The sequence below is a fragment of the Thermodesulfobacterium hveragerdense DSM 12571 genome, assembly GCF_000423845.1.
GTDB lineage: Bacteria > Desulfobacterota > Thermodesulfobacteria > Thermodesulfobacteriales > Thermodesulfobacteriaceae > Thermodesulfobacterium > Thermodesulfobacterium hveragerdense.
Map to the genome: position 1 here is coordinate 90442 of NZ_AUIT01000002.1, position 23089 is coordinate 113530.

General features: G+C 35.9%; 25 protein-coding genes. 9 read left to right on the forward strand and 16 right to left on the reverse strand.

Annotated elements, in window-relative coordinates:
* Positions 1-14: 14 nt before the first annotated feature.
* From G580_RS0101650 to G580_RS0101680, 7 genes are read right to left on the reverse strand one after another with little or no spacing between them, the layout of a single operon-like run.
* A complete protein-coding gene (locus G580_RS0101650) occupies positions 15-1268 on the reverse strand; it encodes a 3-deoxy-D-manno-octulosonic acid transferase (RefSeq protein ID WP_028840760.1) in 1254 nt (417 codons plus the stop codon).
* A gap of 4 nt (positions 1269-1272) precedes the next feature.
* On the reverse strand, positions 1273-2001 hold the full coding sequence (gene pgeF / locus G580_RS10895) for a peptidoglycan editing factor PgeF (RefSeq protein WP_051172974.1): 729 nt from the start codon (positions 1999-2001) through the stop codon (positions 1273-1275).
* A complete protein-coding gene (locus G580_RS0101660; protein WP_028840761.1) occupies positions 1986-2633 on the reverse strand; it encodes an XTP/dITP diphosphatase in 648 nt (215 codons plus the stop codon). The genes pgeF and G580_RS0101660 overlap by 16 nt, the downstream gene beginning before the upstream one ends.
* The gene (gene rph / locus G580_RS0101665) at positions 2630-3340 is read right to left on the reverse strand and encodes a ribonuclease PH (RefSeq protein WP_028840762.1); all 711 of its coding nucleotides are present in this window, start codon (positions 3338-3340) and stop codon (positions 2630-2632) included. Before rph ends, G580_RS0101660 begins: the two co-directional genes overlap by 4 nt.
* Entirely contained in the window at positions 3340-4587 is a 1248-nt protein-coding gene (locus G580_RS0101670; protein ID WP_028840763.1) for a hypothetical protein, read from the reverse strand. Before G580_RS0101670 ends, rph begins: the two co-directional genes overlap by 1 nt.
* Positions 4575-5675 carry an SPL family radical SAM protein gene (locus G580_RS09560; RefSeq protein ID WP_051172975.1) on the reverse strand — a complete coding sequence of 367 codons (1101 nt, stop codon included), beginning with the start codon at positions 5673-5675 and terminating at the stop codon, positions 4575-4577. Before G580_RS09560 ends, G580_RS0101670 begins: the two co-directional genes overlap by 13 nt.
* 3 nt (positions 5676-5678) lie before the next feature.
* Positions 5679-6701, reverse strand: a complete 1023-nt coding sequence (locus G580_RS0101680) for an aspartate-semialdehyde dehydrogenase (protein WP_028840764.1) — start codon at positions 6699-6701, stop codon at positions 5679-5681.
* Positions 6702-6854: 153 nt separating this feature from the next.
* Here G580_RS0101680 and G580_RS09565 point away from each other — a divergent pair, with 153 nt between their 5' ends.
* The 4 genes from G580_RS09565 to G580_RS0101700 are packed head-to-tail and all read left to right on the forward strand — an operon-like array spanning position 6855 to position 10095.
* Complete coding sequence (locus G580_RS09565) at positions 6855-7415, forward strand: RNA methyltransferase (RefSeq protein ID WP_038041285.1); 561 nt, start codon at positions 6855-6857, stop codon at positions 7413-7415.
* Positions 7390-8550: a DNA/RNA nuclease SfsA gene (gene sfsA / locus G580_RS0101690; protein ID WP_028840765.1), complete on the forward strand. Its 1161-nt coding sequence runs from the start codon at positions 7390-7392 to the stop codon at positions 8548-8550. The genes G580_RS09565 and sfsA overlap by 26 nt, the downstream gene beginning before the upstream one ends.
* Positions 8532-9218, forward strand: coding sequence for a phosphorylase family protein (locus G580_RS0101695; protein WP_028840766.1), 687 nt, complete (start codon positions 8532-8534; stop codon positions 9216-9218). Before sfsA ends, G580_RS0101695 begins: the two co-directional genes overlap by 19 nt.
* On the forward strand, positions 9208-10095 hold the full coding sequence (locus tag G580_RS0101700; RefSeq protein WP_028840767.1) for a J domain-containing protein: 888 nt from the start codon (positions 9208-9210) through the stop codon (positions 10093-10095). The genes G580_RS0101695 and G580_RS0101700 overlap by 11 nt, the downstream gene beginning before the upstream one ends.
* Here G580_RS0101700 and G580_RS0101705 read toward each other — a convergent pair.
* The 9 genes from G580_RS0101705 to ftsH are packed head-to-tail and all read right to left on the reverse strand — an operon-like array spanning position 10092 to position 18491.
* Positions 10092-10859 carry a sulfite exporter TauE/SafE family protein gene (locus G580_RS0101705; RefSeq protein WP_028840768.1) on the reverse strand — a complete coding sequence of 256 codons (768 nt, stop codon included), beginning with the start codon at positions 10857-10859 and terminating at the stop codon, positions 10092-10094. The genes G580_RS0101700 and G580_RS0101705 overlap by 4 nt on opposite strands.
* 13 nt (positions 10860-10872) lie before the next feature.
* Positions 10873-12048 carry a class I SAM-dependent rRNA methyltransferase gene (locus tag G580_RS0101710; protein WP_028840769.1) on the reverse strand — a complete coding sequence of 392 codons (1176 nt, stop codon included), beginning with the start codon at positions 12046-12048 and terminating at the stop codon, positions 10873-10875.
* Positions 12020-12898, reverse strand: a complete 879-nt coding sequence (locus G580_RS09570; protein WP_038041287.1) for a 4Fe-4S binding protein — start codon at positions 12896-12898, stop codon at positions 12020-12022. The genes G580_RS0101710 and G580_RS09570 overlap by 29 nt, the downstream gene beginning before the upstream one ends.
* Entirely contained in the window at positions 12895-13032 is a 138-nt protein-coding gene (locus tag G580_RS11390) for a hypothetical protein (protein ID WP_156874760.1), read from the reverse strand. Before G580_RS11390 ends, G580_RS09570 begins: the two co-directional genes overlap by 4 nt.
* Positions 13033-14397 (reverse strand): phosphoglucosamine mutase, encoded by a 1365-nt coding sequence (gene glmM, locus G580_RS0101720; protein WP_028840770.1) that lies wholly within the window; start codon positions 14395-14397, stop codon positions 13033-13035.
* A gap of 5 nt (positions 14398-14402) precedes the next feature.
* Positions 14403-15032: a CdaR family protein gene (locus G580_RS0101725; protein ID WP_028840771.1), complete on the reverse strand. Its 630-nt coding sequence runs from the start codon at positions 15030-15032 to the stop codon at positions 14403-14405.
* The gene (gene cdaA, locus G580_RS0101730; protein ID WP_245542824.1) at positions 15010-15831 is read right to left on the reverse strand and encodes a diadenylate cyclase CdaA; all 822 of its coding nucleotides are present in this window, start codon (positions 15829-15831) and stop codon (positions 15010-15012) included. The genes G580_RS0101725 and cdaA overlap by 23 nt, the downstream gene beginning before the upstream one ends.
* A gap of 5 nt (positions 15832-15836) precedes the next feature.
* A complete protein-coding gene (gene folP / locus G580_RS0101735) occupies positions 15837-16691 on the reverse strand; it encodes a dihydropteroate synthase (RefSeq protein WP_051172976.1) in 855 nt (284 codons plus the stop codon).
* A 3-nt stretch (positions 16692-16694) separates the two neighbouring features.
* A complete protein-coding gene (ftsH, locus tag G580_RS09575) occupies positions 16695-18491 on the reverse strand; it encodes an ATP-dependent zinc metalloprotease FtsH (RefSeq protein ID WP_038041290.1) in 1797 nt (598 codons plus the stop codon).
* A gap of 205 nt (positions 18492-18696) precedes the next feature.
* On the opposite strand from ftsH, the gene lptA reads away from it, so the two are divergent.
* From lptA to G580_RS0101765, 5 genes are read left to right on the forward strand one after another with little or no spacing between them, the layout of a single operon-like run.
* On the forward strand, positions 18697-19170 hold the full coding sequence (lptA, locus tag G580_RS0101745) for a lipopolysaccharide transport periplasmic protein LptA (RefSeq protein ID WP_028840774.1): 474 nt from the start codon (positions 18697-18699) through the stop codon (positions 19168-19170).
* A gap of 24 nt (positions 19171-19194) precedes the next feature.
* Positions 19195-19911, forward strand: coding sequence for an LPS export ABC transporter ATP-binding protein (lptB, locus tag G580_RS0101750; protein ID WP_028840775.1), 717 nt, complete (start codon positions 19195-19197; stop codon positions 19909-19911).
* A 3-nt stretch (positions 19912-19914) separates the two neighbouring features.
* The gene (rpoN, locus tag G580_RS0101755; RefSeq protein ID WP_028840776.1) at positions 19915-21327 is read left to right on the forward strand and encodes an RNA polymerase factor sigma-54; all 1413 of its coding nucleotides are present in this window, start codon (positions 19915-19917) and stop codon (positions 21325-21327) included.
* Between the two features lie 5 nt (positions 21328-21332).
* The gene (locus G580_RS0101760; RefSeq protein ID WP_028840777.1) at positions 21333-22343 is read left to right on the forward strand and encodes a hypothetical protein; all 1011 of its coding nucleotides are present in this window, start codon (positions 21333-21335) and stop codon (positions 22341-22343) included.
* A complete protein-coding gene (locus G580_RS0101765; RefSeq protein ID WP_028840778.1) occupies positions 22340-23080 on the forward strand; it encodes a rhomboid family intramembrane serine protease in 741 nt (246 codons plus the stop codon). The genes G580_RS0101760 and G580_RS0101765 overlap by 4 nt, the downstream gene beginning before the upstream one ends.
* The last annotated feature ends 9 nt before the right edge of the window (positions 23081-23089 follow it).

A 23089-nucleotide genomic window follows, 5' to 3' on the forward strand; every position in this document is an offset into this window, starting at 1 on the left:
TGGTTAACCAAAAATTAAAGATATTTTTCCAATAAATGTAAAATTTTTTCTGTAGCGCCTGTTTTGGAGAGATACATTTGGTAGGCTTTTTCAGATAAGGTCTTAAGTTTTTCAGGGTTTTTAAGAAAATATTCTAAGGTTTCAGTTAGTTTTTCTGGTGTAGTTTGAATACAGGCCTCTTTTTCCAAAAATTCTTGGATAAAAGGAAAGTTTTCCATAGAAGGCCCTACTACCACAGGTTTTTTCCAGTAAAATGCTTCTAAAGGGTTTTGCCCTCCATGGGGGATAAAACTTCCTCCTATGATGGCTAAGTCCCCTATTCTGTAAAGACTACCCAAGATACCTATCTGGTCTATAAGAAGGATACATCTTTTTGCTTCTTTCAAGTCTGAAAATTCCTTAGATAAAGCGCTTAGGCGATAAAGTTTTACATCTTCCAAATTATCTAACATCAGGTTTAACTGTGAAAACACTTCGTCAAACCGTTCAGGATGTCTTGGCACTATAAGCAAGGTACCTTGGTTTACTGCTGAAAGAAAAGCTTTGGTTATAAGTTCTTCTTCAGGATGGTGTGTGCTTCCAGCAATAACAACCGGTTTTTTAACCCTACCTTCCCAAAAAAATTCCACGCAAGGAATTTCAAGGTCAAACTTAGTATTGCCTGTTACTACGATTTTTTCTTCTTTTACCCCCAAGGCTCTAAACCTTTCCTGATAAATATTGTCTTGCACCACAACCAGAGTAAGCCTATTAAGAACTTTTTTGATGAAAAATCTTACTTTCTGGTAGTTTTTAAAAGATTTTTCACTAAGACGTGCGTTTACTAAAAAAACTGGAATTTTTTTAGCTGCAATATGAATAAGATTAGGCCAGATTTCTGTTTCAGCAATGATTAAAGCCTTAGGATTAAAAGCCTTTAAAGTTCTTTTTATCGCGAAAGGACAGTCTAAAGGGAGATAGATAGTTTCTACCGGTAATCCTTTAAACCGGTCTTTAGCCACTTTTTGTCCGGTGTCGGTAATCGTGCTTAAAAGGATGTTATAAGCTTTAGAAAGTTTTTTGATAAGACTGGAAAGGGCGATAACCTCACCGACAGACACACAATGAACCCAGATAAAAGAACGAGAATAAAGATTGGTTTTTGATTTAAATATAGCAAATTTATCTCTTAACCATTTTAATCTTAGATCTCGTGGGCGTTTTAAAAACTCTCTTGGTAAAAGTAGGCCTGCTATCAGATAATAGATAAACGTGTAAACCCATAACATAGTTTTAAGGCTTCCCTATAAAAGCTATTTGTACTCCTCGGTCCTTCCCGTGATAACGATGGGACCAGTAAACCTCATGCAAACACCTTGTACAATCCTTTGACACCCACACATTCTCCTCAGGAATCCCCAAACATAAAGCTTGATAAAGATTGGCTTTTTCTAAATCTAAATAGACTTTACCTTGATGATGTTTAATAACCTCTTCATAAAAAGGAAATTTTATCCTTAAAGCACTTAAAACTTCATCTTTGATTTCGTAGCAACAGACTTTGATATGTGGGCCTATGGCCAAAAAAATTTCTTCAGGTTTATACCCTAAAGAAAGTACCCTTCTAAGGGTTTTTTCTAAGATTTTAGACACAGTGCCTTTCCATCCAGCATGAACAGCACCTATTATCTTACGATCTTTGGTTGCTAAAAGCACCGGCACACAATCTGCTGTCTTAACCCCAACAAAAAGCCTTTCTTGGTCTGTAAGCACTCCGTCACCTTCTAAAGAAAAAATCTCTGGAACCGAAGAGCCATTCCAAAGGGTTATAAAAAGGTCGCTATGGACCTGTTTTGGAAAAAACCAACGATAATTACTGACTTGTTTTAAAGAATTAAAGTTAAAATTTTTATAAAGTTTCTTAGAAAATGTAGCCAACAGATCGATATTAAGAAGATTTTCAGGAAAAACAAAATCGGTTTTTAGATGATTGACAAGTTCTAAGATTAGTTCTTTTGACATCGTTCAAGGTCTTTTAGGAATGATAAAATTCGTTTTTTTAAGTTTTGGATAGCCTTACCTCTGTGGCTTAAACGGTTTTTTTCTTCTAAAAGAAGTTCTGATGCGGTTTTTTGAAATTGGTATTCAGGTACTAAAAAAAGAGGGTCATATCCAAAACCATAAGAACCTTTAGGTTCAAACCCTATTCTGCCTTCCCATACTCCTTCTGAAACCAGATATTTTCCACAGGGATGATAAAGCACCATAACACACTTAAACCTTGCAGTTCTCTTTTCCAAAGGCACATCAGCTAACTCTTTAAGAAGCTTTTGGTTGTTCTTTTCATCATTTGCATCTTCTCCGGCGTAGCGAGAAGAATACACCCCAGGTGCACCGTTTAAGGCATCTACCTCAAGTCCAGAATCGTCTGCAAGACATAAACATCCGGTTTTTTCAGCATAATACTTAGCTTTAATCAAAGCATTTTCTAAAAAAGTTTTTCCTGTTTCTTCAGGAGGGATAATTTCTGAAAAATCCTTGAGACTTTTTACTTCTAAGTTTATTTCAGACTTTAAATCTTCAAGGGCCTTTGCTATTTCTCTAATTTTACCTAAATTAGAAGTAGCTATAACTAAGGTTAGTTTTTGGCTCATACTCCTAATACCTCTTTTTGTTTGTTAATCAGTTCTTTAATACCCTTAAAAGCAAGGTTTTTCATCTGTTCTAAGTCTTCCCAGGTAAACAGACTTTTTTCAGCGCTTGCCTGAATTTCTACAATTTTCCCAGACTCAGTCATAAAAAAGTTAGCGTCCACCTCAGCAATTATGTCTTCCTGGTAATCAAGATCTAAAAAAAAGTTTTCTCCTATCTTACCTACACTAACCCCTGCTAAGAATTCTAAAACCGGAAAGGTAAAGAGAACTCCTTTTTCAACAAGTTTTTTCACTGCTAAGGTTAAGGCTAAAAAAGCCCCTGTAACAGAGGCAGTCCTTGTTCCACCGTCTGCGTTTAAAACTTCGCAGTCTATCCAGAGGGTTCTTTCTCCTAATTTTGATAGGTCTATCACCCCTCTTAAAACCCTACCTATAAGTCGTTGTATTTCCATAGACCTACCTTTTCGTCCCATCGTTTCTCTGGGAGTTCTTTCTAACGTAGCTCCAGGAATAAAGGCATACTCTGCGGTAATCCAACCTGTTCCTGTACCCTTAAGAAAAGGGGGGACCTTTTCGTCTAAACTTACCGTACAAAGTACCTTAGTGTTGCCAAACTCAACCAAAACAGAACTTAACGGATTTTTTAAAAAGTCTATCGTAAACCTTATCTCTCTAAGTTGGTCAAAATTTCTTCCTTCATGTCGCATCATAAACCTCCTGAGTTAAAAAGGTTACCTTTCCCTATGGAGTGGGGAGATATACATTTTTCTAAACTACCTTCCAACTCTAAACTTTCATCATAGATGGTTATTTTCTTTTTTCTTAAGACACATATTTTACCATATAAATCCTTTCCTAAAACCAGTTTTTCAAAAGTTCTCTCTCCTAAACCACACAACCATAATCCTTCTTCTAATTTGCCGGTAAGTTTATCTTTCATAAGAGGTTTGGCTAATTTGGGAGATTTGTTTAATAAATCAAAAAAACTTTCAACCTCAGAAGATTCTTGAACGGTTAAATCATACCAATCGTCTAAAGAGGGATTAAACTCAAGACTACAAGAAAGCTTGCCATCAAGATTGACAAAGTTTGCATGACAGACCTCACATCGGTATTTTGAAAGGGTTTTTTGGTTATGCGTTTTTTTACTGAGATTTTGATGACAATCTAAACATTTTATTTTATTACGACCAAACATCACTTCTTCTTTTTTATGACAGTCTGTACACACTAATCCATTTTTATGGTGTATACTTTCTACAAGTTGATAGGCTTCAATTCCGTAAGGCCTTTCAGGTGGTTTTCCTTCAACAAAAGGTGAACGATAGTCTTCATACCAATTATGAGGGGAATATCCTAAGTAATCCCAACCTATGTAACTGCTATAATGACAGGATAGGCAGTTGTTTATGGTAGGTTTAACAATGGAGTGATTTGATAGGTTGAAATGACAGGCTAAACAACCTTTACCTCTTCGGGTGTTTTTATAGTCTTCTCCTTCATAATCAACATGACAGAGCAAACATCTTCTACGTAAAAAATCTACAACCAACGAGGTTTTATCAAAAGGTTTTTCATAATTAAAGGTTTTAAGTTCTTGTAAATTAAGGTTTTTAGATATCCCAAAGGCCTTTAGGGTGTTTGATATCATTTTTCTGTAGGTGTAATGGAAAGAATTTTTAAACCGGTCTACCTCAAGTTTATGACACTCTAAGCAAACCTGATAAATTAGCCAAGAATTTGGATGTTTTAAAAGATTTTGATGAGCCTCTTCTTTAGAAAAAGTCTTACTGTTACCTTGATGACATTTGGTACAATCTATTTGCTTATGAGGGTTATCAAAAGATACTTGATTATGACAATCTGTACATCGTTTGATTTTAGGTTGGTTAATACAACCAAAAAGGAAAAAACTCAAAAATATGTATAAAAAAAACTGTTTTATGACAAACACAGTCTATAAGCCACTTGGTCAAGGAGCTGACAAACTTGGTTAGAACTTTTAAAAGGTTTCTCTAAAACTTCTTCCCAAACCCTTTCGCCTTCCATGCAAAAATAAAAGGTTATTTTATCTTCCACTTCTTTTATAATTTTAGCTAAACTTTGATAAAGTTTTTTTCTGAGGTCTATAAAATATCTCTTTTTTAAATCGAGACCTTCGATAAACTCATAGGCATAGATTGAGGTTTGAGGGAATCTTTCTTCTGCGATGTATTTTAGCTCCTTAGGGTATCTTAAGGCTCCTAAACTTATCCAGGCAATCTTTTCCCATGGTATTGCGTTTAAAACCTTTTCTAAAACTTGAGGATATTCAACCTCAGCGTTTTCGTAAAAAATGATTGGGTCAAAATGGAAGGCTACTGTAAACCCATGGTTTACCGCATATTTTGCACTCTCGATTCTTTGTTCCAACGAAGAAGTTCCGTTTTCCTCGGTGTTTATGATAAATGGAGCATTTAAGGACCAGGCAAAGATAATCTTAGGGTTAGGTTTAAATTTTTTAAAATAATCTTCTTTAATAAAAGCCTTGGTTTTTAATTCAAGTACAGCCAAAGGGCTTAAAACTTCCCAAAAGTTGATTAATTTTTCAGAAACACCCACAAAAGGTTCCAAAACCATGCTATCAGCAAATTCTCCTGTTCCAATCCTTAGTATCTTTTTTTCTTTTTTTGCTTCGTTAAGAACTCTTTCTAATTCTGGAAACCCATCCTCGACAACATTAGCCCAAAGTTTTATGCCAGGGCGGTTTAAATAGAGCTGAAGGATACAATAGGTGCAGTCAAACAAACAACCCTCAGCAAAATGAAAAATTTTATAACCACAACAGAAATAATTTTTAGTTCCAGGACAATCTCTGAAGAACCTACCTTTAAATTTCATCAAAAAAAGGAATTTTTTACCTAAAGAGACAAGCTCTGCCTGGGAGGCTTGTTCCTTCCATCGAAAATCCTCATAAGCAGGAATAACCTCATAAGGATACTTTTCTATTATTTCTTGGGTTAAAGAAGAGGAAAGAGCTTCCTGTTCAACAAAAATTTTCATTACTTAAAGATAATCTCTTATCAGTACCTCTGCAATCTGAACCGCGTTGGTGGCTGCACCCTTTCTTAAGTTGTCTGCTACTATCCATAAGTTTAAACCATTTTCTATAGAAAAGTCTTCTCTGATCCTTCCTACAAAAACCTCGTCTCTTCCTGCAACCTCTATCTGAAGTGGATAAACCTTTTTTTCTGGGTTATCAAAAACCACCACTCCAGGAGCTTTTTCTAAAAGTTCTATAGCCTTTTCTACGGTAAGTTTTTTTTCTGTTTCTATGTTTACTGCTTCTGCATGTCCGTAAAATACAGGCACTCTTACCGTGGTGGAGGTAACCCTTATGCTATCGTCTTCCATGATTTTTTTGGTCTCCTCTACCATCTTCATCTCTTCCTTAGTATACCGGTTAGGAAGGAAAACATCTATTTGGGGTATACAGTTGAAAGCAATAAACTGAGGAAGAGATTTAGGCTCTGGCATAGGTTCTCCCATACACCAGGCCTTAACCTGAGCTTCAAGTTCAGCTATAGCCTTTTGCCCTGCACCTGAAACTGATTGATAGGTGCTTACTACTATTCTTTTAATTTTTGCATAATCATGTAAGGGTTTTAAGGCTACCACCATCTGAATGGTGGAACAGTTGGGGTTTGCGATGATACCTTTGTTTTTGTATTGGGCTACTGCATGAGGGTTTACCTCTGGAACTACTAAAGGTACTTCAGGGTCCATCCTCCAGGCACTTGAATTATCTATGACTACCGCACCATCTCTTGCAAAAAGGGGAGCATAATCTAAACTTCTTTGTCCGCCTGCTGAAAAAAGGGCAATGTCAATCCCTTTAAAACTTTTGGTTTCCTCTAAAACTTCAACAGGTATCTCTTCTCCCTTAAAAGGAAGTTTTATTCCTTTAGACTTAGATGAAGCAAAAAATCTTATGTTTTTTACAGGAAAGTTTCTTTCTTCTAAAACAGTTATCATCATTCTTCCTACAGCCCCAGTGGCCCCAACTACTGCTACTGTATACTCTTTCATAAGTAGCCCCCTACTCTGTGATTTTAATTTATGAGGATATCATAAAACCTAAAAACTTCAACCTAACTACCTCGTCTTTATCTCAAGAAGTCCTATGATCTATAATATTTTTATTTGCAGTTTCTTAAGATTAAATTAAAATTAACGGAGATTATGAAAAAGTTAGAAGGCGAAGAAATTCTCAAAAAATGGCGGAAAAATAGAGATGATAGCGGAAGATTACCTCTTATAGCTGTACTTGACAACATAAGAAGCGCCTATAACGTAGGGTCTATGTTTAGAACAGCAGAATGTGCCTACCTTTCTAAACTGGTCTTATGTGGTATCACCGCCTACCCTCCCAATCCCAAGATAGAAAAAACCGCCTTAGGTACTACCCAAACCGTTCCCTGGGAATATTTTAGCGAGACTTATCAGGCAGTAAAACACCTTAAAAATTTAGGGTACAAGATCGCAGCCTTAGAAATTACAAAAAGCAGTATCCCTATTCAAAACGTTAAAACATCTGACTTTCCGTTAGCGTTGGTTATCGGAAACGAAGTTACCGGAGTGGACGAAAGGGTTCTTGAAGAGGCTGATATGGTTTTAGAAATTCCACTTTACGGAGAAAAGGAATCGTTAAACGTAGCCATAGCCTTTGGGGTAGCCATCTTTCTTCTTATAGAAAAACTAAAAAATAACACCAAAAATGAAATATCCTTTCCTTTTTCCTAAAGTTCCTGCTATCTTTATCGAAAGAATCAACCGGTTTGTGGTCAAAATAAAAATAAAAGATGGATTAAGTCGCAGTACCTATGATTTTGCCTATCTACCTAATCCAGGTAGACTTTGGGAGCTGCTTTTGGAAGGTACTGAGCTTTTAGTATTCCCTAATCCTAAAAATAATAAACTTCCTTACACAGTTTTATTCTGCAAAAAAAGAGAAAACTATGTCCTTCTTCATACCCATCTGACCAACTACATCGTTTCAACCCTTATTGAAGAAGAAAAGATTCCTATTTATAAAGGTTTTCAGGTTGAGAAAAAAGAACTTATGTCTGCTAAAGGCCGTTTCGATTTGTTACTAAACAATCTGTATTCTCAGGAAAAAATTTTGCTTGAAATTAAAACGTGTACTCTTTTTGGAGAGAAAATGGCCATGTTTCCTGATGCAGAAACTAAAAGAGGACAACGACACCTTGTGGAACTACTTGAGCTTTCTAAAAAGGGATATCAAGCAGAGATGCTTTTTGTCGTCATGAACCCCGAAGTAAAATATTTTCTTCCTGCCTATCATATAGATTTTAATTTTTCTTTTTGGTTTTTAAGAGTAAAAGAAGAGATAAATTTAAGGGCTATAGCTTTAACCTGGGATCCTACTTTTACCGAAGTAACACGTATAAGCTTAGTAGATATTCCCTTTGACCTTTTAGAACAAGAGCTAAAAGACCAGGGAGCTTATCTTTTGGTTTTTAAAATAGCCCAGCCTGTAAATCTTTTAATAAATCAAAGAACTTTTTCTATAAAACCAGGTTTTTACATCTACGTAGGGTCTGCGATGCAAGGCCTTGAGGCCAGAATAAAAAGACACTTAAGAAAAAACAAAAAGCTTCATTGGCACATAGACTATCTACTAACCTATGCTCACAGTATCTTATCTATTCCTATAAGGTCCTCTGCAAAAATAGAATGTGCTTTAGCTTCTGACGTTGGTAAACTGTCTGAAGGTTTGGTGTTTGGTTTTGGGTCAACTGATTGTAGATATCCTTCTCATCTTTTTTATTTCTCGTGCTCACCTTTTCAAAATCCTGATTTTCACGAATTAATAATTAAATACCGGATAGATAGGCTATGTTCTTACCTAAGATAAACCTAAAGACCGGGGATCGAGGGGTTCTTTTTTTTACGCTGCCTGAATGGAAGCTCGCAAAAGAAAAAATCAGCCTAAGAAACCATTTTTCCTGGTTAAACCTTATCATAAAATATGACGCACAGGGTTTTATTTGTGGTCCGATTTTAGGGGCTCCGATGATCGGACTACTTTTTGAGATTTTTCAAAACTGGGAGATAAAAGAATTGTTAACCGTAGGTTGGGCAGCTAAGTTAGGGGAAAAGCTTAAATTAGGAGAGGTTTTTCTCCCAAACAAGGCTTATTCTTTAGAAGGAACTTCAAGGCTTTACTGGGAAAAACGAAAAGTCTTTACCCCAGAATTTGAATTTTTTACCAAGATTAAAGAAAATCTTATGCAAATAGGATTACTACCATCTTCGGGTCCTATAATTTCTACAGACGCCCCTTTTATTTTTGAAAAAAATACACAATTTTTAAACAAATGGTCAACCAAGGCTTATGCTTTAGACATGGAAACCTCTGCGGTGTATGCTTTGGGTAAGTATTTTAACGTTAAAACCCAGGCTATACTTTTGATTACCGATGAGATTGGTAGAACGAGTTTTCAGAGACCTGAAAACTTATTGAAACCAAACAGAGAAAAAATTTTAGATTTAATACAAAGATTTCTAAGCCATGAGGTCTAAAAACTCAAAAACCAATCCCTTTGAGCTTTTTGGTTTAACCCCTAAATTAGTAAAAGAATTGGACGACCAAACCCTTTCTAAACTTATCAAGGCTATTTATAGAGTCCTTCAACTTTACTATCATCCGGACAAAGGAGGAGACCCTAAAAAGGCATTAGAACTAAACTTAGCTTATGAATCCTTAAATTTAGATAAAAACGAAAAACTTTTTAAAGAGTATAAAAACAAGTATATCCAAAGGCTTTCTCGTAAGACCATGTTTTCAAGGCTTCAAGAACTGGAAACTCAAAACCGTAAACTCACTTTTTTAGCCGACCTTTTAAAGGAAAAATGTTGGCAGCTTTTGGCAGAAAGACCGATGGTCATAGAAGAATTTAGCCGTAAAAAGGTTTTAAAACTTAAAATTTTTGACCTGGTATCCCATCTCAACTTTTCTTACTTAAAACCATCTCAAAAATCTCTGTTTTTTAAAGAGATATATCTCATAGGTTCTGAGGTGGTTAAAAAAGATAAGTTTAAACGTACCTGCTACAGAATAAAAAACTATAGATTTTTAGGTTCAATAAAAAGAAATTATATAGAACCATGGGTTTTATTAGAAAAACATACAAAAGATAAAGAAGTGATCTATAATAACCTGATAAATCGAGATATTTTTGTACAAGAATTTATACTTTTTTTAAAGCCTGAACTGGAAACAAACGCTTATCTTTTTTTCTTTCAACCAGAAGAACCGCAAGGTGTAGTGTTTGAGGGAATTCTTATAAAAAAAGAAGAGGTTGATTTAGAAAAAGTTAAGCCCTTGTTAACCAAAGTTCCTCTTTTTAAAGAGGACTTTGCAGAAAACATCCCAGATAGAAGTTTAAAACAAGATTAACCCTTAGGTTTAGGGGTTTTCAAGAACCTAATTCCTGTCCAGATTACTATGATAGCAAAAAAGATCCTCAAGTAAAATTCAGGTAGAATATTGGCTATGTTTCCTCCTATAAAAGTGCCTGTAATAATCCCTATTACCAATCCAGGCAAAATTGTTTTTACCACGTTACCCAGTTTTAGGTGCGTATAAGCTCCTACCAATCCAGCAGGAACCATGCATAAAAGTGATGTTCCTTGAGCAAGGTGTTGTCCATAGTTTAACCCTAAAACCAAAGCAGGAACCATTATTGTTCCTCCCCCTACTCCCATCATTCCTGCGATAAAACCAGCAAATACTCCGGTGAGCAACAAAGCTATGATTTTTGAAGTTCCTTCTAAAGAAAAATGGTAGAGGCTTCCTAAGTAAGGTTTGGCCAAAAGTAAAAGAGAGGCAAAGATTAAAAAAGCTCCAAAAGACCTTTTTAGTTTCCATTCAGGAAGACTGTGGGCAAACTTAGCCCCTTTTCTTGCGGTAATCATCGCAGTAATAGCGATGATTACTGAAGCTAAGACATCAACTGCTCCGTGCAATCCGTAAGTAATAGCACCTACAAGTCCTGTAAACACCAAAGCCCAAAGGCTGGTTCCATGAGCCTGATGTTGAGAAAGCTTTAACACCCCTACCATAAGGGGAATCATCACCACCCCACCACCTAAACCAACCAGGCCTCCAAAACATCCTGCTAAAATTCCTATCCAAATCGCATGAAAAATCTCTTTTTTCATAATCCCCCCCTTTTTATTTTTCTATATAAAGCCCTATACCTTTTAAATAAAAGGTTTCTTCTACAAACGGATTGATTGGATGGTCTTTTGCCTGAATCCCTTTAAAAATAATTTTTCCGTCGGTTTGTAGTCTTTTAAGAGAGGTTTTAATAAAATTCAAAAGCCTTTCAAACTTTAGAAAATGAGAACAAGAAAATCCGAAGAAAAATCCTCTTTCCAGGGCTTTAAGGCCTAAAAAATAAAGGTTTTCGTATTTTTTTTCCCCTTCTAAAACATGTTTATGAGACTTTATAAAGGCTGGAGGATCAAGGATTACCATATCTACTTTAGGAGGGTTTTTTAATATGTGAAAAACGTCCCCTTGTAGAGTTATAACTTTGTCCTTCCAGTAGTTAACTTTAGCTATTTCTTCTGCTAATCCAAGGGCACTGCCTGAACGGTCAACTAAAAAAATTCTGTCAGCACCACTCTTTAAACAGTAAAACCCAAAACCACCTAAATAACAAAAACCATCTATAACCTGCAATCCTTTAGAAAACCTGGCTATAGCCCTACGGTTTTCTCTTTGGTCTAAAAAAAATCCCGTTTTTTGTCCGGTGATAACAGGCACCAAAAACTTTATTCCGTCGATGGTGACTAAAATCGGATCTTCTACGTCCCCATAGACTACCTTTGTATAAAGAGGAAGACCTTCTTCTTGTCTTTTTGTGTGATCGTTTTTTAAAACGATAGCTTGAGGAGTAAACAACACCCTCAAAGCTTCGATTATAAAATCTACAAGTCTTTCCATCCCAAGGGTATGAATTTGGACCACCACTACTTTTTCAAAAAGGTCTACCACTAACCCAGGTATAAAATCACCTTCAGAAAACACTAAACGAAAACACCCTTCACCTGGATAAAGAGACTTCCTAAGGTTTAGTGTTTTGGTAAAGGCCTCTAAAAAAAATTTTTCATCTATCTTTTGTTCTTCTCTTGAAAGTAGCTTTAAGCAGTAAAAAGATCGTGGATTAAAATATCCTATTCCTAAACAATGATTTTCCTCAGATAAAATGGTTACTAAATCTCCGGGTGCGATTTTTTCAGATGTTTTCTTAAAATCTTTAATCTCCTTTTGGGTAAACCAGAGATGCCTTTTCAGATAAGTTTGTAGCCCTTGTTTATTTAAAACAACCGGGGGATAAAGCATTTTGATAGATTCCCTTTTCTAAAAATATTGCTTTATACGGACAAATTTTTACACAGTTTAGACAGCGAATGCACTCAACAGAATTCATTTCTTCTAAAGGATTAAGCCCAACAGGGCAAATTTTTTCGCAAGTCTTACAATGGGTGCACCTGTTAAGGTTTACGTTTAGTCTTAAAAAACTAATTTTATTAAACAGTCCGTATATCAAACCAAGGGGGCATACATTCTTGCAAAAAAATCTATAATCTATTAAAACAAAAAAAACAAACAGCAACAAAAGAAAGGTTTTCAGATAAAAAAGTTTCCCTACATAATCCCAAAGTTCTGGACTAAGAATAAGATTTAGATAGCCTGCCTCTAAAGTTCCTGCCGGACAAAGATACTTGCAAAATCCTAAAATTCCATAACCTATTTCATCTCCCAAAAAAAGAGGTATAAAAAACACCAATCCTATAAGCATCAAATGTTTGAGGTATCTTTGAGATTTTTTAGGAAGGGAGAGTCTTCTCTTAAAGAAAGGAATTTTATAAATAAGGTCCTGGAACAAACCGAAAGGACAAACCCATCCACAGATAAACCTTCCTAAAGTTAAACCAAAAATCAAGAAAAATCCTAATACATACAAAAAAGGACCTAACAAAACCTGCCAATTTAAGACCTTTAATGCACTTAACAGGTTTTGTAAAACACCTAAAGGACAGGAAAAAAGGCTTGCAGGGCAAGAATAACAGTTTAATCCTGGGGCACACAGTCCTTTTAAAGGTCCTGTATATAGGTTTTTGGTGAAAGGAAAACCTAAGTATCCATTATGCAGAAAAAAAGAAATAGACTGTACCACCCTTCTTTTCATTCTTCTAATCCCATACAGGAAAGACACAGCACAGAACCTCTGGAATAAACAAAATCATAGCCGTTAAGTTTAAGACCTGAGAAAAATAACATTCCAAGGAAGATTAGAAAAAACAAGATTTTCCACCAACTCATCTATCCTTGTCCCAACTTTTTATGGAGAAAGGCTTTAAGATCTTCGCTAACTTCCTCCACCAACTCTGGATTTTCTCCTTCTACCATAATTCGGTACTTAGGCTCGGTACCAGAAGGTCTTATGATTACCCTTCCCTTTTTCCCTAATTTCTTTTCTGCCTGACTAATTTTTTCTTCTATACCTTCGATTTCAACCAAAGGTACTTTTTTGTTTACTTTTAGGTTTTTGATAACTTGTGGGAGTTTTTCAAAAAGTTTGGCCAATTCAGAAAGAGGTTTTTGTTTCTCCTTGATTAAAGAGATAAGCCTTAAACCTGTCAAAAGTCCATCTCCTGTGGTAGCTTTATCTAAGAAGATGATATGACCTGAAGTTTCTCCTCCTAAAAGAGCGTCTATTTCTTTCATTTTCATCACTACATATCTGTCTCCTACGGGAGTTCTTAAAAAAGTGATCCCTTGATCTTTAAAAAAGAGTTCTAATCCAAGGTTACTCATGATTGTGCCTACCACCGTTTGGTTGGTAAGTTGTCCTTTTTCTTTAAGGTCTTTGGCAAAAATGGCTAAAAGATCGTCTCCATCTAACAGATTCCCCTTTTCGTCTACCACCACAATCCGGTCTCCGTCTCCATCAAGTGCTATCCCTAAATGTGCCTGAGTTTCTACTACTTTTTTTCGAAGATTTTCAGGATAGAGGGCTCCACAATCTTCATTGATGTTTGTTCCGTTAGGACTGCAGCCTATTGGGATCACTTCTGCTCCAAGTTCTTCTAAGATCTTTGGTCCTACTTGATAACAAGCTCCGTTTGCACAATCTATTACTATTTTTAATCCTTCAAAATCAAGGTTTAGGGGTACAACAGACTTTAGGTGTACTACATACCTCCCTATGGCATCTTTTATCCTAAAAGCCCTTCCTAAGGCATCTTTGTGAACCCTTACCTCTTTAAACCCTTCATCAAAAATTAGTTCTTCTATTTTAGCCTCTGTCTCATCAGAAAGTTTAAAACCATCTTTACCAAAGATTTTAATCCCGTTATCGTAGTAAGGATTATGGGAAGCGGAAATCATGATACCTGCATCTGCCCTTAGGTCTTTGGTTAAAAAGGCAATCCCTGGAGTAGGGATAGGGCCTACTAACAAACTATAGCCTCCCATAGAACATAGACCAGCAACCAGGGAAGACTCAAAAATATATCCTGACAACCTAGTATCCTTACCTATAACCACCTTGGTAATATGATGATTTTGATTTTTAAACAAAAATCCTATGGCTCTGCCTACCTGCAAAGCTATTTCCGGAAGCATCGGGAAGAGATTGGCTTCTCCTCTTATTCCGTCTGTACCGAAAAGTTTTCTATCTCCCATGTTTTTTACCTCTTTTTTTCTTCATAGTATACCTTCACTTTTTCTACATTCATAGAAATAATACCTAAAGGCGGCATTAGATCAACTTCTAAGGATCCTGTTAGTCTTAGTTTTAAAAGGTCTATAGGTTCGGTATTAATCTCTTGAAGGTTTAACAGAACCTCTATCGGAGCTTTGATTAGTACATATTTAGGAAAGACCTTTATTTTCCCTCGAGTATGATAAAAACTTTCTTCTTTTAAAACCGGCCTTACAGGAACTTTTTTAGTACCTATTTTTTTAATTATCAAAGTTAGAAACGTAGGGTTTATTTCTTTTACTTTTATCCCGGAAGGCAGATTTATCTTTTCTATCGGCACCCTTATCTGATGAACACCTGGAGTTAAGTTTTTCAAATCAATTTCTAAATTAAGGTCTTTTTCGTTAACGTTTCTTAATAGACTTCTTATAGCCTGAATTTTCAACACCACGGTAGAAGGGGTGATTTCTACTATATAGTTAGAATTAGGTAGTTTATAAAAAACAGGAATTTCTACCGTCTTTTCTATAGACCTTCCCCACACTACAAAGTACCATAGAGTAACAGCCATCAAAAAAGAAAGAATTTTTAGTCTATGTTCCCTTTTGAATTTCATAGGTAATCCTTGTCCACCAAGGTGCTTTAGACTCAAAACCTAAAAGTTGAGACAACATCTTTCTTAAGGTTGCGGGGGTTACATCTCTGGTAATTTTTCCGCTAACTGCCAGAGAAATATAACCTTTTTCTTCAGAAACCACTATGGCTACAGCATCGGTAATTTCTGTAATTCCTATAGCTGCCCTGTGTCTGGTTCCAAGGTCTTTGGCTATGTCAGGATTGGTAGAAAGTGGTAACACCACCCCTGCAGCTACGATCTTTCCTTTACTGATAACCACTGCCCCATCATGGAGGGGGCTTTTAGGATTAAAGATACTTACCAGTAACTCCTCGCTGATCTTCGAATCTAACATCACCGCTCCTTCCAGAAAGTCTTTTAAACTTATTTCTCTTTCAAACACTATCAAGGCCCCTATCTTTTTTTCAGCAAGTTGGGTAACAGCTTTAACTACCTCTTCTATACCATAAGAGTATTCTGTCTGGAACTTAGTAAAAGGATGTTTCCCTATCTGGGCCAAAGCTTTCCTTATGTCCTCCTGAAAAACTATGATGATCAAAATCAAAATAGAAGACATAAAGGTGTTTAAAATCCAGTTCAGAGTTAATAATTGTAAGGCATCTGAAACGAAATATAATAGAACTACCACTGATAAACCTGCAGCCATTTGAAGAGCTCTACTACCCTGGATAAGCAAAAGAATTCTATAAATCAAAAAACTAACCACAAAGATGTCTACCATATCTTTCCAGGTTATAGAATTAAATATTTCAGTAATTCTTAAAACACCAAAATCCAAATCCTTTATCCTCCTATTTGTTGCACTAAAAACTTAAACATTATAACAGCATCTTTATTAAGATCTACTCGATGAACTCTCAAAAATTGAACTCCCCTTAACGAAGACCAAACAGAAAAACCAACCGTACCCCCTTCTCTATCTAAAGGATTAAGCTTATTAAGGACCTTTCCTATAAAACTTTTTCTTGAGTGCCCTAAAAGAATAGGCCTTTCCAAACTATAAAATTCGTCTAATCTTTTTAAAATTTCTAAGTTATGTTCAAAGTTTTTGCCAAATCCTAACCCAGGGTCTACGATGATTTTTTCTACAGAAATTCCTTTTTTTACCAAAAATTCTATACGGTTTTGTAAAAATTCCTTTACTTCTTTTACTACATCTTTATACTGAGGGTTTTCTTGCATAGTTTTGGGAGTTCCTTTGATATGCATAATTACATATGGGCAATCAAAGTCTTTTACCACCTCAACCATTCTTTGATCAAAGCAACCTGCACTTATGTCGTTTATCATCGAAGCTCCCGCTTTTAAAGATTCTTCAGCTACCCTACTCTTATAAGTGTCTACTGAGATTACAACGTCTGGTAACTCTTCACGGATTGCCTTAACTACAGGCACAACCCTTTTTAGCTCTTCTTCTTCAGTTATAGGCTCAGAAAAAGGTCTGGTTGATTCCCCTCCTATGTCTATGATGTCTGCCCCTTCTTCTATCAATTCTTTAGCCCTTAAAACCGCCTCCTTTAGACCAAAAAACCTTCCCCCGTCTGAAAAAGAGTCAGGAGTTACGTTTAAAACTCCCATAAAATAGGGACAAGCTTTCCAATCAAAAATTTTAGACCCTATCCTTAAAGGAGGTAACATAACCTATTGAGTTTGAGTTTCTAAAATAACTTTAAACCTTTCAGCATCGATAGTCTCTTCTTCTAATAAAACTGAGGCAACTTTATGAAGATTATCTGTATAAGTAAGAATAATCTCCTTAGCCCTTTGATAACAACGATTTACTATATCTTTTATTTCCTCGTCAATAATCTTTGCTGTCTCCTCTGAATAATCCTTTATCTGTAAAAGTTCTTTTCCGAGAAAAATATGGTCCTCTCCTTTTCCCAAGGCTAAAGGGCCTAATTTTTTACTCATCCCCCATTCACAAACCATCTTTTTGGCGATTTGGGTAGCCCTTTTGATATCATCTTGAGCTCCAGTGCTTATAGAGTTAAAAACCACTTCTTCACTCACCCTTCCTCCTAACAGCACGGTTATTTTTTTAAGCAAATAGTCTTCTGGATAGATGTGTCGATCATCTAAGGGCAGTTGTTGGGTTACTCCTAAAGCTTGTCCCCTTGGGATAATGCTTATCTTATGCACAGGGTCAGGGTCAGGTAGGTAATAAGCCACCAACGCATGTCCTGCCTCATGATAGGCTATAATCTTTTTTTCTTCTTCACTTAACATAAAACCTTTTCTTTCTTTACCCATTAGAATTTTATCTTTAGCCTCTTCTAAATCTTCCTGTTCGATAAGCTCTTTCCCTTTTTTAGCGGCGATAAGGGCTGCTTCGTTAAGCATGTTTTCTAAATTAGCTCCGGTGAACCCAGGGGTCGCTTTAGCGATAGACCTTAAATCTAAGTTTGGAGATACTTTAAACTTCCGAGCATAAAGTTTTAAGATAGCCTCCCTTCCGTTTACGTCTGGGGGAGGTACAAAAACTTGCCTATCAAACCTACCAGGTCTTAAAAGAGCTGGATCTAAAATGTCAGGTCTGTTAGTAGCAGCAAGCACAACTATCCCTTCTGCTGTATCAAACCCATCCATCTCTACAAGCAGCTGGTTTAAAGTTTGTTCTCTTTCATCATGTCCACCACCTAATCCTGCCCCCCTCTGTCTACCAACGGCATCTATCTCGTCTATAAAAATGATACAAGGTGCATGGGCTTTGGCTTGAGAAAATAAATCTCTTACCCTCGCAGCTCCTACACCTACAAACATTTCTACAAAATCTGATCCACTTATACTAAAAAAAGGAACTCCTGCCTCTCCAGCTATTGCTTTAGCAAGAAGAGTTTTACCTGTACCTGGAGGCCCTACCAACAAAATACCCTTGGGGATACGTGCCCCTAATTTGGTAAACTTTTGAGGATTTTTTAAGAACTCTACTACCTCCTGTAATTCTTCTTTAGCCTCCTCTATCCCAGCCACATCTTTAAAAGTTACCTTGGTTTCTCCCTCTTTTATTAGACGGGCCCTGCTTTTTACAAAACTAAAGGGTTTATTTCCAGGCTGCATCTGTTTGATAAACAAAAACCAAAGTAGAATTAGCACAATGAAAGGAAGCCAAGACACCAGAAAAGTGGTAAACCAACTGTGTTGAGACTCTGGTTTAACCACAATTTTAACCCCTTTTTCTTTTAACATAGGGATTAAATCTTTATCCTCTGGGATATAAGTAATTATTTCCTTAGAAGGCGAGACCTTAGCTGAAACCTTTTGTCCCTCTATTAATACCTCTTTTATTTCACCCTTTTCTACTTTTTCGAGAAACTCGGTATAACTGATGTTGTTAGAGGTGTATAACGAGGTTTGATTGTAAAAAAAGTTGTAAGTTAATAAAACCAACAATCCAATAAAAAACCAAAGCAACAACGTTTTCCCTTTTTGCCACATCTATCTTTGCCTCCTATTTTCTATTTTTTAAATTTATTACAACTTTCTTGATTTTCAACGAAAAAGTTTTACATCATTATAACCATCCTTATAATTTAAGGCTCAGAGAGGTTTAAAAGACAATTTTTCAGCAAAAGACTGAATAGACCCTAAGTTAGGAAATCCTCCCTTGTCTAAAACTTAAACTTAGATTATAATCTTTAATATGGGAAAAATAAACAGGATTGTAATCTTTCTATTAGGGATCTGGTTGGTATTTTTAGGTACCAATACTTTAGGATTGGCTTCTGAAGTAAGCGTGACCGCCAATAAGATGGAGGTTATGGAAAGCGAAGGAATAGCGGTTTTTACAGGTAAGGTGCAAGCTACCCGAGGAGATATGAAAGTTTTTTCTGATAAGTTATATGTTTATTATGCTAATCAAGAAGAGAAGAAAAACGTAACCAAGGTGGTTGCTTTAGGAAAAGTGGTTATTTATAAAGGAAAATGGAAAGCCTATGCGGAAAAGGCGGTATACTACAAGGATCAGGAAAAGTTAGTTTTAGAGGATAACCCTAAAGTATGGTATGATAAAAACCTGATAGAGGGAGACATTGTGGTGATTTACTTCAACGAAGATAGGAGTGAGTTTTTGTCTAAAAACGAAGGTAGAGTAAGAGCCAAGTTTTATCTTAACTAAAGTTTTTTTCTGGTTGCACTTATTATGCTCAAAGCCCAAAATTTAAAAAAAAGTTTTAATAAAAGAGAGGTAGTACGTGGGATTACTGTAGAGATAAAAAAGGGAGAGATGGTAGGCTTACTTGGTCCTAATGGTGCTGGGAAGACTACCTCGTTCTATATGATCGCTGGATTTCTTAAACCTGATTCAGGAGAGGTATGGCTTTTTGACAAAGAAATCACCGATTACGATGTTTCTGAAAGAGCTAATCAAGGTATCATCTATCTTCCTCAGGAAAGTTCTGTTTTTAGGAAACTTACCGTTTATGAAAATTTTAAGATGGTGATAGAACGTTTAGAACGAAAACAGAAAGAAATAGAAGAAAAGCTCGATTTTTATATAGACCTTTTTAATTTAAGAGAAGTCCTATATCAAAAGGCCTATACCCTTTCTGGTGGACAAAAAAGAAAGTTAGAAATAGCCAGAGCCCTTTTGGTTGAACCTTCCTTTATCCTTCTTGATGAACCTTTTGCAGGTATTGACCCGATAGGAATTGACCAGTTAAAACAGATTTTTAAAACGTTAAAAGAACGCAATATCGGCCTTTTGATTTCTGACCATAACGTTAGAGAGACGTTAAAAATATGTGATAGGGCTTACGTAATAGCAGATGGTCAAATCATCGGATCAGGGACCCCTCAACAAATCTTAGAAAACGAAACCGTTAGAGAAAAATATTTAGGCGAAAGGTTTAAACTTTAGAAAATGATAGAACTTAAAAATCAATTAAAACTTAGTCAACAACTGATTTTAACCCCTCAACTAAAACTTTTGTTAAAAGTCCTTCAACTTAACACCTTAGAATTAGAAGAATATCTGGTTCAAGAGGCTCAGACAAACCCCTTTTTAGAGATAGAATATAAAGACTTGGCTCCAAAAGTTAGTCAAGATAGAGACCATATGCCCGAAGAAGTTAAACTAACAGATGAAATAGATTTAGGAACTGAGGAATTTTTAGAAAAGAGTTTCTATCTTATAGAACCTCAGGAGGAACCAGAAGAACCTATCTGGGAAAAAACCCTTAAGGCTGAAGACAAACTCAGTGATTATTTACTCTGGCAGTTTCGGATGAAAGAATTTACCCCTGTCGAATACGAAATCGCCCAGTATATTGTAGGAAATCTTGATGAAAAAGGATATCTAACCGTTTCTTCTGAAGAACTGGCTAAAGAGGTGAACCTTGCTGCAGAGAAAGTAGAAAAAGTAAGAAATGTCATAAAGTCTTTAGACCCAGTAGGGGTAGCCTCTTACGATGTTAAAGAATGTTTACTTACTCAGCTTTTATTTATGGGTTACAAAGAAGAAAGTCTTCCTTATGTGCTGATAGAAAAATACTTCGAACAAATTCCTGAAGGAGTAGACGTACTTTCTCAAAAGTTAGGCATAGAACCTTCAAAGATAGAAGAGGCTTTAGAGGTTATCAAACATCTTGAGCCCTATCCTGCCAGAAATTTTTATGTAGAAACTTCCACCTACATAGAACCAGACCTCAGGTTTTATAGGGAAGATGAAGAATGGAAGGTAGAGGTTCTCAAGGAAAAAAGCTTTAAGGTAAGATTAAATAACTTTTATTTAGAATACTTAAAATTAAAGAAAAAGGACCCCCGGTTTTTAAAGTCAAAACAGTTTTTAAAAGAGAAATTTAAAGAAGCGGAAAATTTGCTAAAGGCTTTAGACAGTAGATATTCAAGCCTTTATAAAGTTGGAGCAGCCATTTTGACACATCAAAAGGAGTTTTTAGAAAAAGGAATTAAATATTTAAAACCTCTTACTTTAAGGATGTTGGCTGAAGAAACCCAGTTGCATGAATCTACTATCAGTAGGATTATTAATCGCAAATATGTACAAACGCCTTCAGGAGTTTTTTCTCTTAAGTTTTTCTTTTCTTCAGGTTATGAATCTTCTGACGGAACAAGCCTTTCTTCTAAAGCAGTAAAAGACCTTATTAAACAGATCATTTCTCAAGAAAACCCTGAAAAACCTTTAAGTGATAACGAGGTGGCTAAAGTTTTAAAATCTAAATATGGGGTTAATATAGCAAGAAGAACGGTTACTAAATACAGAGAAGAACTTCAAATTCCCTCAGTTCGGGAAAGGAAAAAACAAAATAAGAGGTAAGCCTTATGCCTTTTATAGCTTTTGACTGCGAAGGCCCTTTAACCTTAAACGACAACGCTTTTGAGTATTCCAAGTATATAATACCTGAGGGCCATAGGTTTTTTAAACAAGTCTCTCGTTTTGACGATTACTTAGCAGACATTAAAAAACGTCCTGGGTACAAACCAGGAGACACCCTTAAATTAATACTTCCTTTCTTAAAACTTTTTGGAGCAACCAACCAAAGCCTTAGAGAGTTTTCTCGGAAAACTTTGCTTTTTTTACCTAAGATACCTGAGGTTTTAAAGGAGATAAAAAATTTAGTCCCTACTTTTATCATCAGCACAAGTTATAAGCCCTATTTAGAAGCCCTTGCCGAGGCTATAGAGTTTCCCATGGACCATATCTTCTGTACAGAGGTAGACCTTGATAAAGTAACCCTTTCAAAGGAAGAAACAAAAATTTTAGAAAAATTATACCAAGAAATACTTTCTTATCCAACTATAGAAATACCGTTAAAAGCTACCTCCCCTTCCGACCTCTCTCCAGAACTCTTAAACGTGCTTGAACGGATGGAAGAGATTTTTTTTAAAATTATTTGGAATCTTGATGTAGGGGTATTTTTAAGAGAGGTTAATCCTGTAGGGGGAGAAGAAAAGGCAAGAGCCTGCCAACAAATATCTGAAGGTTTAAATGTTCCTTTTGCAGAAGGATTTTATGCCGGAGATAGTATTACCGATATGAAGGCTTTAATCCTTTTAAGAGAAAACCAGGGGGTATCTTTGGCCTTTAATCCAAACAGATATGCCTTAAAAACTGCAGAATTTTATGCTTTAAGCAAAAACGGATTGGTTTTTAAAGATTTGGTAAAACTGTTTATTGAACAAGGAAAAGAAGGACTCGATAGTTTTGTGTCTTTCAAAGGTTATGAGTTTGAAAAAGTTCCTTCAGAGCCTGAAGTTTTTGAAAATCTTGTAGACAAATGTGAAAACTTTAGAAAGATTGTAAGGGGAACGTTGATAGGAGATTTAGGGTGATACCCTTACAAGATATCTTGCCAAGACGTAACCCTCCGGTAATGACCTGGTTTATCATTCTTTTAAATACTTTAGTTTTTTTTTATGAAATCTCTTTACCTACTGTAGAAAGAGAAATCTTTTTTAAAACCTGGGGATTTATACCTGCTATCTTTTTTGATCCTTACTTTAACTTTCTTGTTGGTTTTCCTTGGTATCATAAGTTTTTAACCCTTTTTACCCATCTTTTTATCCACGGAGGGTGGCTTCATTTTATAGGTAACATGTGGACTTTATGGATTTTTGGGGATAATGTTGAAGACCGATTAGGACCATTTAGGTTTTTATTTTTTTATTTAGTGTGTGGAATTTTAGCTACGATGCTCCATTCTTTTATCTATCCTAACTCTGTTATTCCTTTAGTAGGAGCCTCTGGTGCTATCTCTGGAGTTATGGGAGCCTACTTTTTATTGTATCCTTTAGCAAGAATTCTGGTAGTTTTTCCGGTGTTTTTTATACCCCTATTTTTTGAGGTCCCTGCCTTCATATTTTTGGGTTTATGGTTTTTGCTTCAGTTTTATAACGGACTTTTTTCGTTGGTTTTACCAGAAAGTTTTGGTGGGGTTGCCTGGTTTGCTCATATAGGTGGTTTTTTGGCAGGAGCCTTGCTATATAAAATTTTCTGTAAAAGAAAATGCAGATTCTATAAAGATGAATATACCTTTTTTGGTTCCTTTTTTGATATAGACAAGCCTTAAGGGGGTTTT

Coding starts and splice junctions, on each gene's coding strand:
- G580_RS0101650 (WP_028840760.1), bottom strand. CDS start 1,268: ATGTTATGGGTTTACACGTTTATCTATTATCTGATAGCAGGCCTACTT.
- pgeF (WP_051172974.1), bottom strand. CDS start 2,001: ATGTCAAAAGAACTAATCTTAGAACTTGTCAATCATCTAAAAACCGAT.
- G580_RS0101660 (WP_028840761.1), bottom strand. CDS start 2,633: ATGAGCCAAAAACTAACCTTAGTTATAGCTACTTCTAATTTAGGTAAA.
- rph (WP_028840762.1), bottom strand. CDS start 3,340: ATGCGACATGAAGGAAGAAATTTTGACCAACTTAGAGAGATAAGGTTT.
- G580_RS09560 (WP_051172975.1), bottom strand. CDS start 5,675: ATGAAAATTTTTGTTGAACAGGAAGCTCTTTCCTCTTCTTTAACCCAA.
- G580_RS0101680 (WP_028840764.1), bottom strand. CDS start 6,701: ATGAAAGAGTATACAGTAGCAGTAGTTGGGGCCACTGGGGCTGTAGGA.
- G580_RS09565 (WP_038041285.1), top strand. CDS start 6,855: ATGAAAAAGTTAGAAGGCGAAGAAATTCTCAAAAAATGGCGGAAAAAT.
- sfsA (WP_028840765.1), top strand. CDS start 7,390: ATGAAATATCCTTTCCTTTTTCCTAAAGTTCCTGCTATCTTTATCGAA.
- G580_RS0101695 (WP_028840766.1), top strand. CDS start 8,532: ATGTTCTTACCTAAGATAAACCTAAAGACCGGGGATCGAGGGGTTCTT.
- G580_RS0101700 (WP_028840767.1), top strand. CDS start 9,208: ATGAGGTCTAAAAACTCAAAAACCAATCCCTTTGAGCTTTTTGGTTTA.
- G580_RS0101705 (WP_028840768.1), bottom strand. CDS start 10,859: ATGAAAAAAGAGATTTTTCATGCGATTTGGATAGGAATTTTAGCAGGA.
- G580_RS0101710 (WP_028840769.1), bottom strand. CDS start 12,048: ATGCTTTATCCCCCGGTTGTTTTAAATAAACAAGGGCTACAAACTTAT.
- G580_RS09570 (WP_038041287.1), bottom strand. CDS start 12,898: ATGAAAAGAAGGGTGGTACAGTCTATTTCTTTTTTTCTGCATAATGGA.
- G580_RS11390 (WP_156874760.1), bottom strand. CDS start 13,032: ATGAGTTGGTGGAAAATCTTGTTTTTTCTAATCTTCCTTGGAATGTTA.
- glmM (WP_028840770.1), bottom strand. CDS start 14,397: ATGGGAGATAGAAAACTTTTCGGTACAGACGGAATAAGAGGAGAAGCC.
- G580_RS0101725 (WP_028840771.1), bottom strand. CDS start 15,032: ATGAAATTCAAAAGGGAACATAGACTAAAAATTCTTTCTTTTTTGATG.
- folP (WP_051172976.1), bottom strand. CDS start 16,691: ATGTTACCTCCTTTAAGGATAGGGTCTAAAATTTTTGATTGGAAAGCT.
- ftsH (WP_038041290.1), bottom strand. CDS start 18,491: ATGTGGCAAAAAGGGAAAACGTTGTTGCTTTGGTTTTTTATTGGATTG.
- lptA (WP_028840774.1), top strand. CDS start 18,697: ATGGGAAAAATAAACAGGATTGTAATCTTTCTATTAGGGATCTGGTTG.
- lptB (WP_028840775.1), top strand. CDS start 19,195: ATGCTCAAAGCCCAAAATTTAAAAAAAAGTTTTAATAAAAGAGAGGTA.
- rpoN (WP_028840776.1), top strand. CDS start 19,915: ATGATAGAACTTAAAAATCAATTAAAACTTAGTCAACAACTGATTTTA.
- G580_RS0101760 (WP_028840777.1), top strand. CDS start 21,333: ATGCCTTTTATAGCTTTTGACTGCGAAGGCCCTTTAACCTTAAACGAC.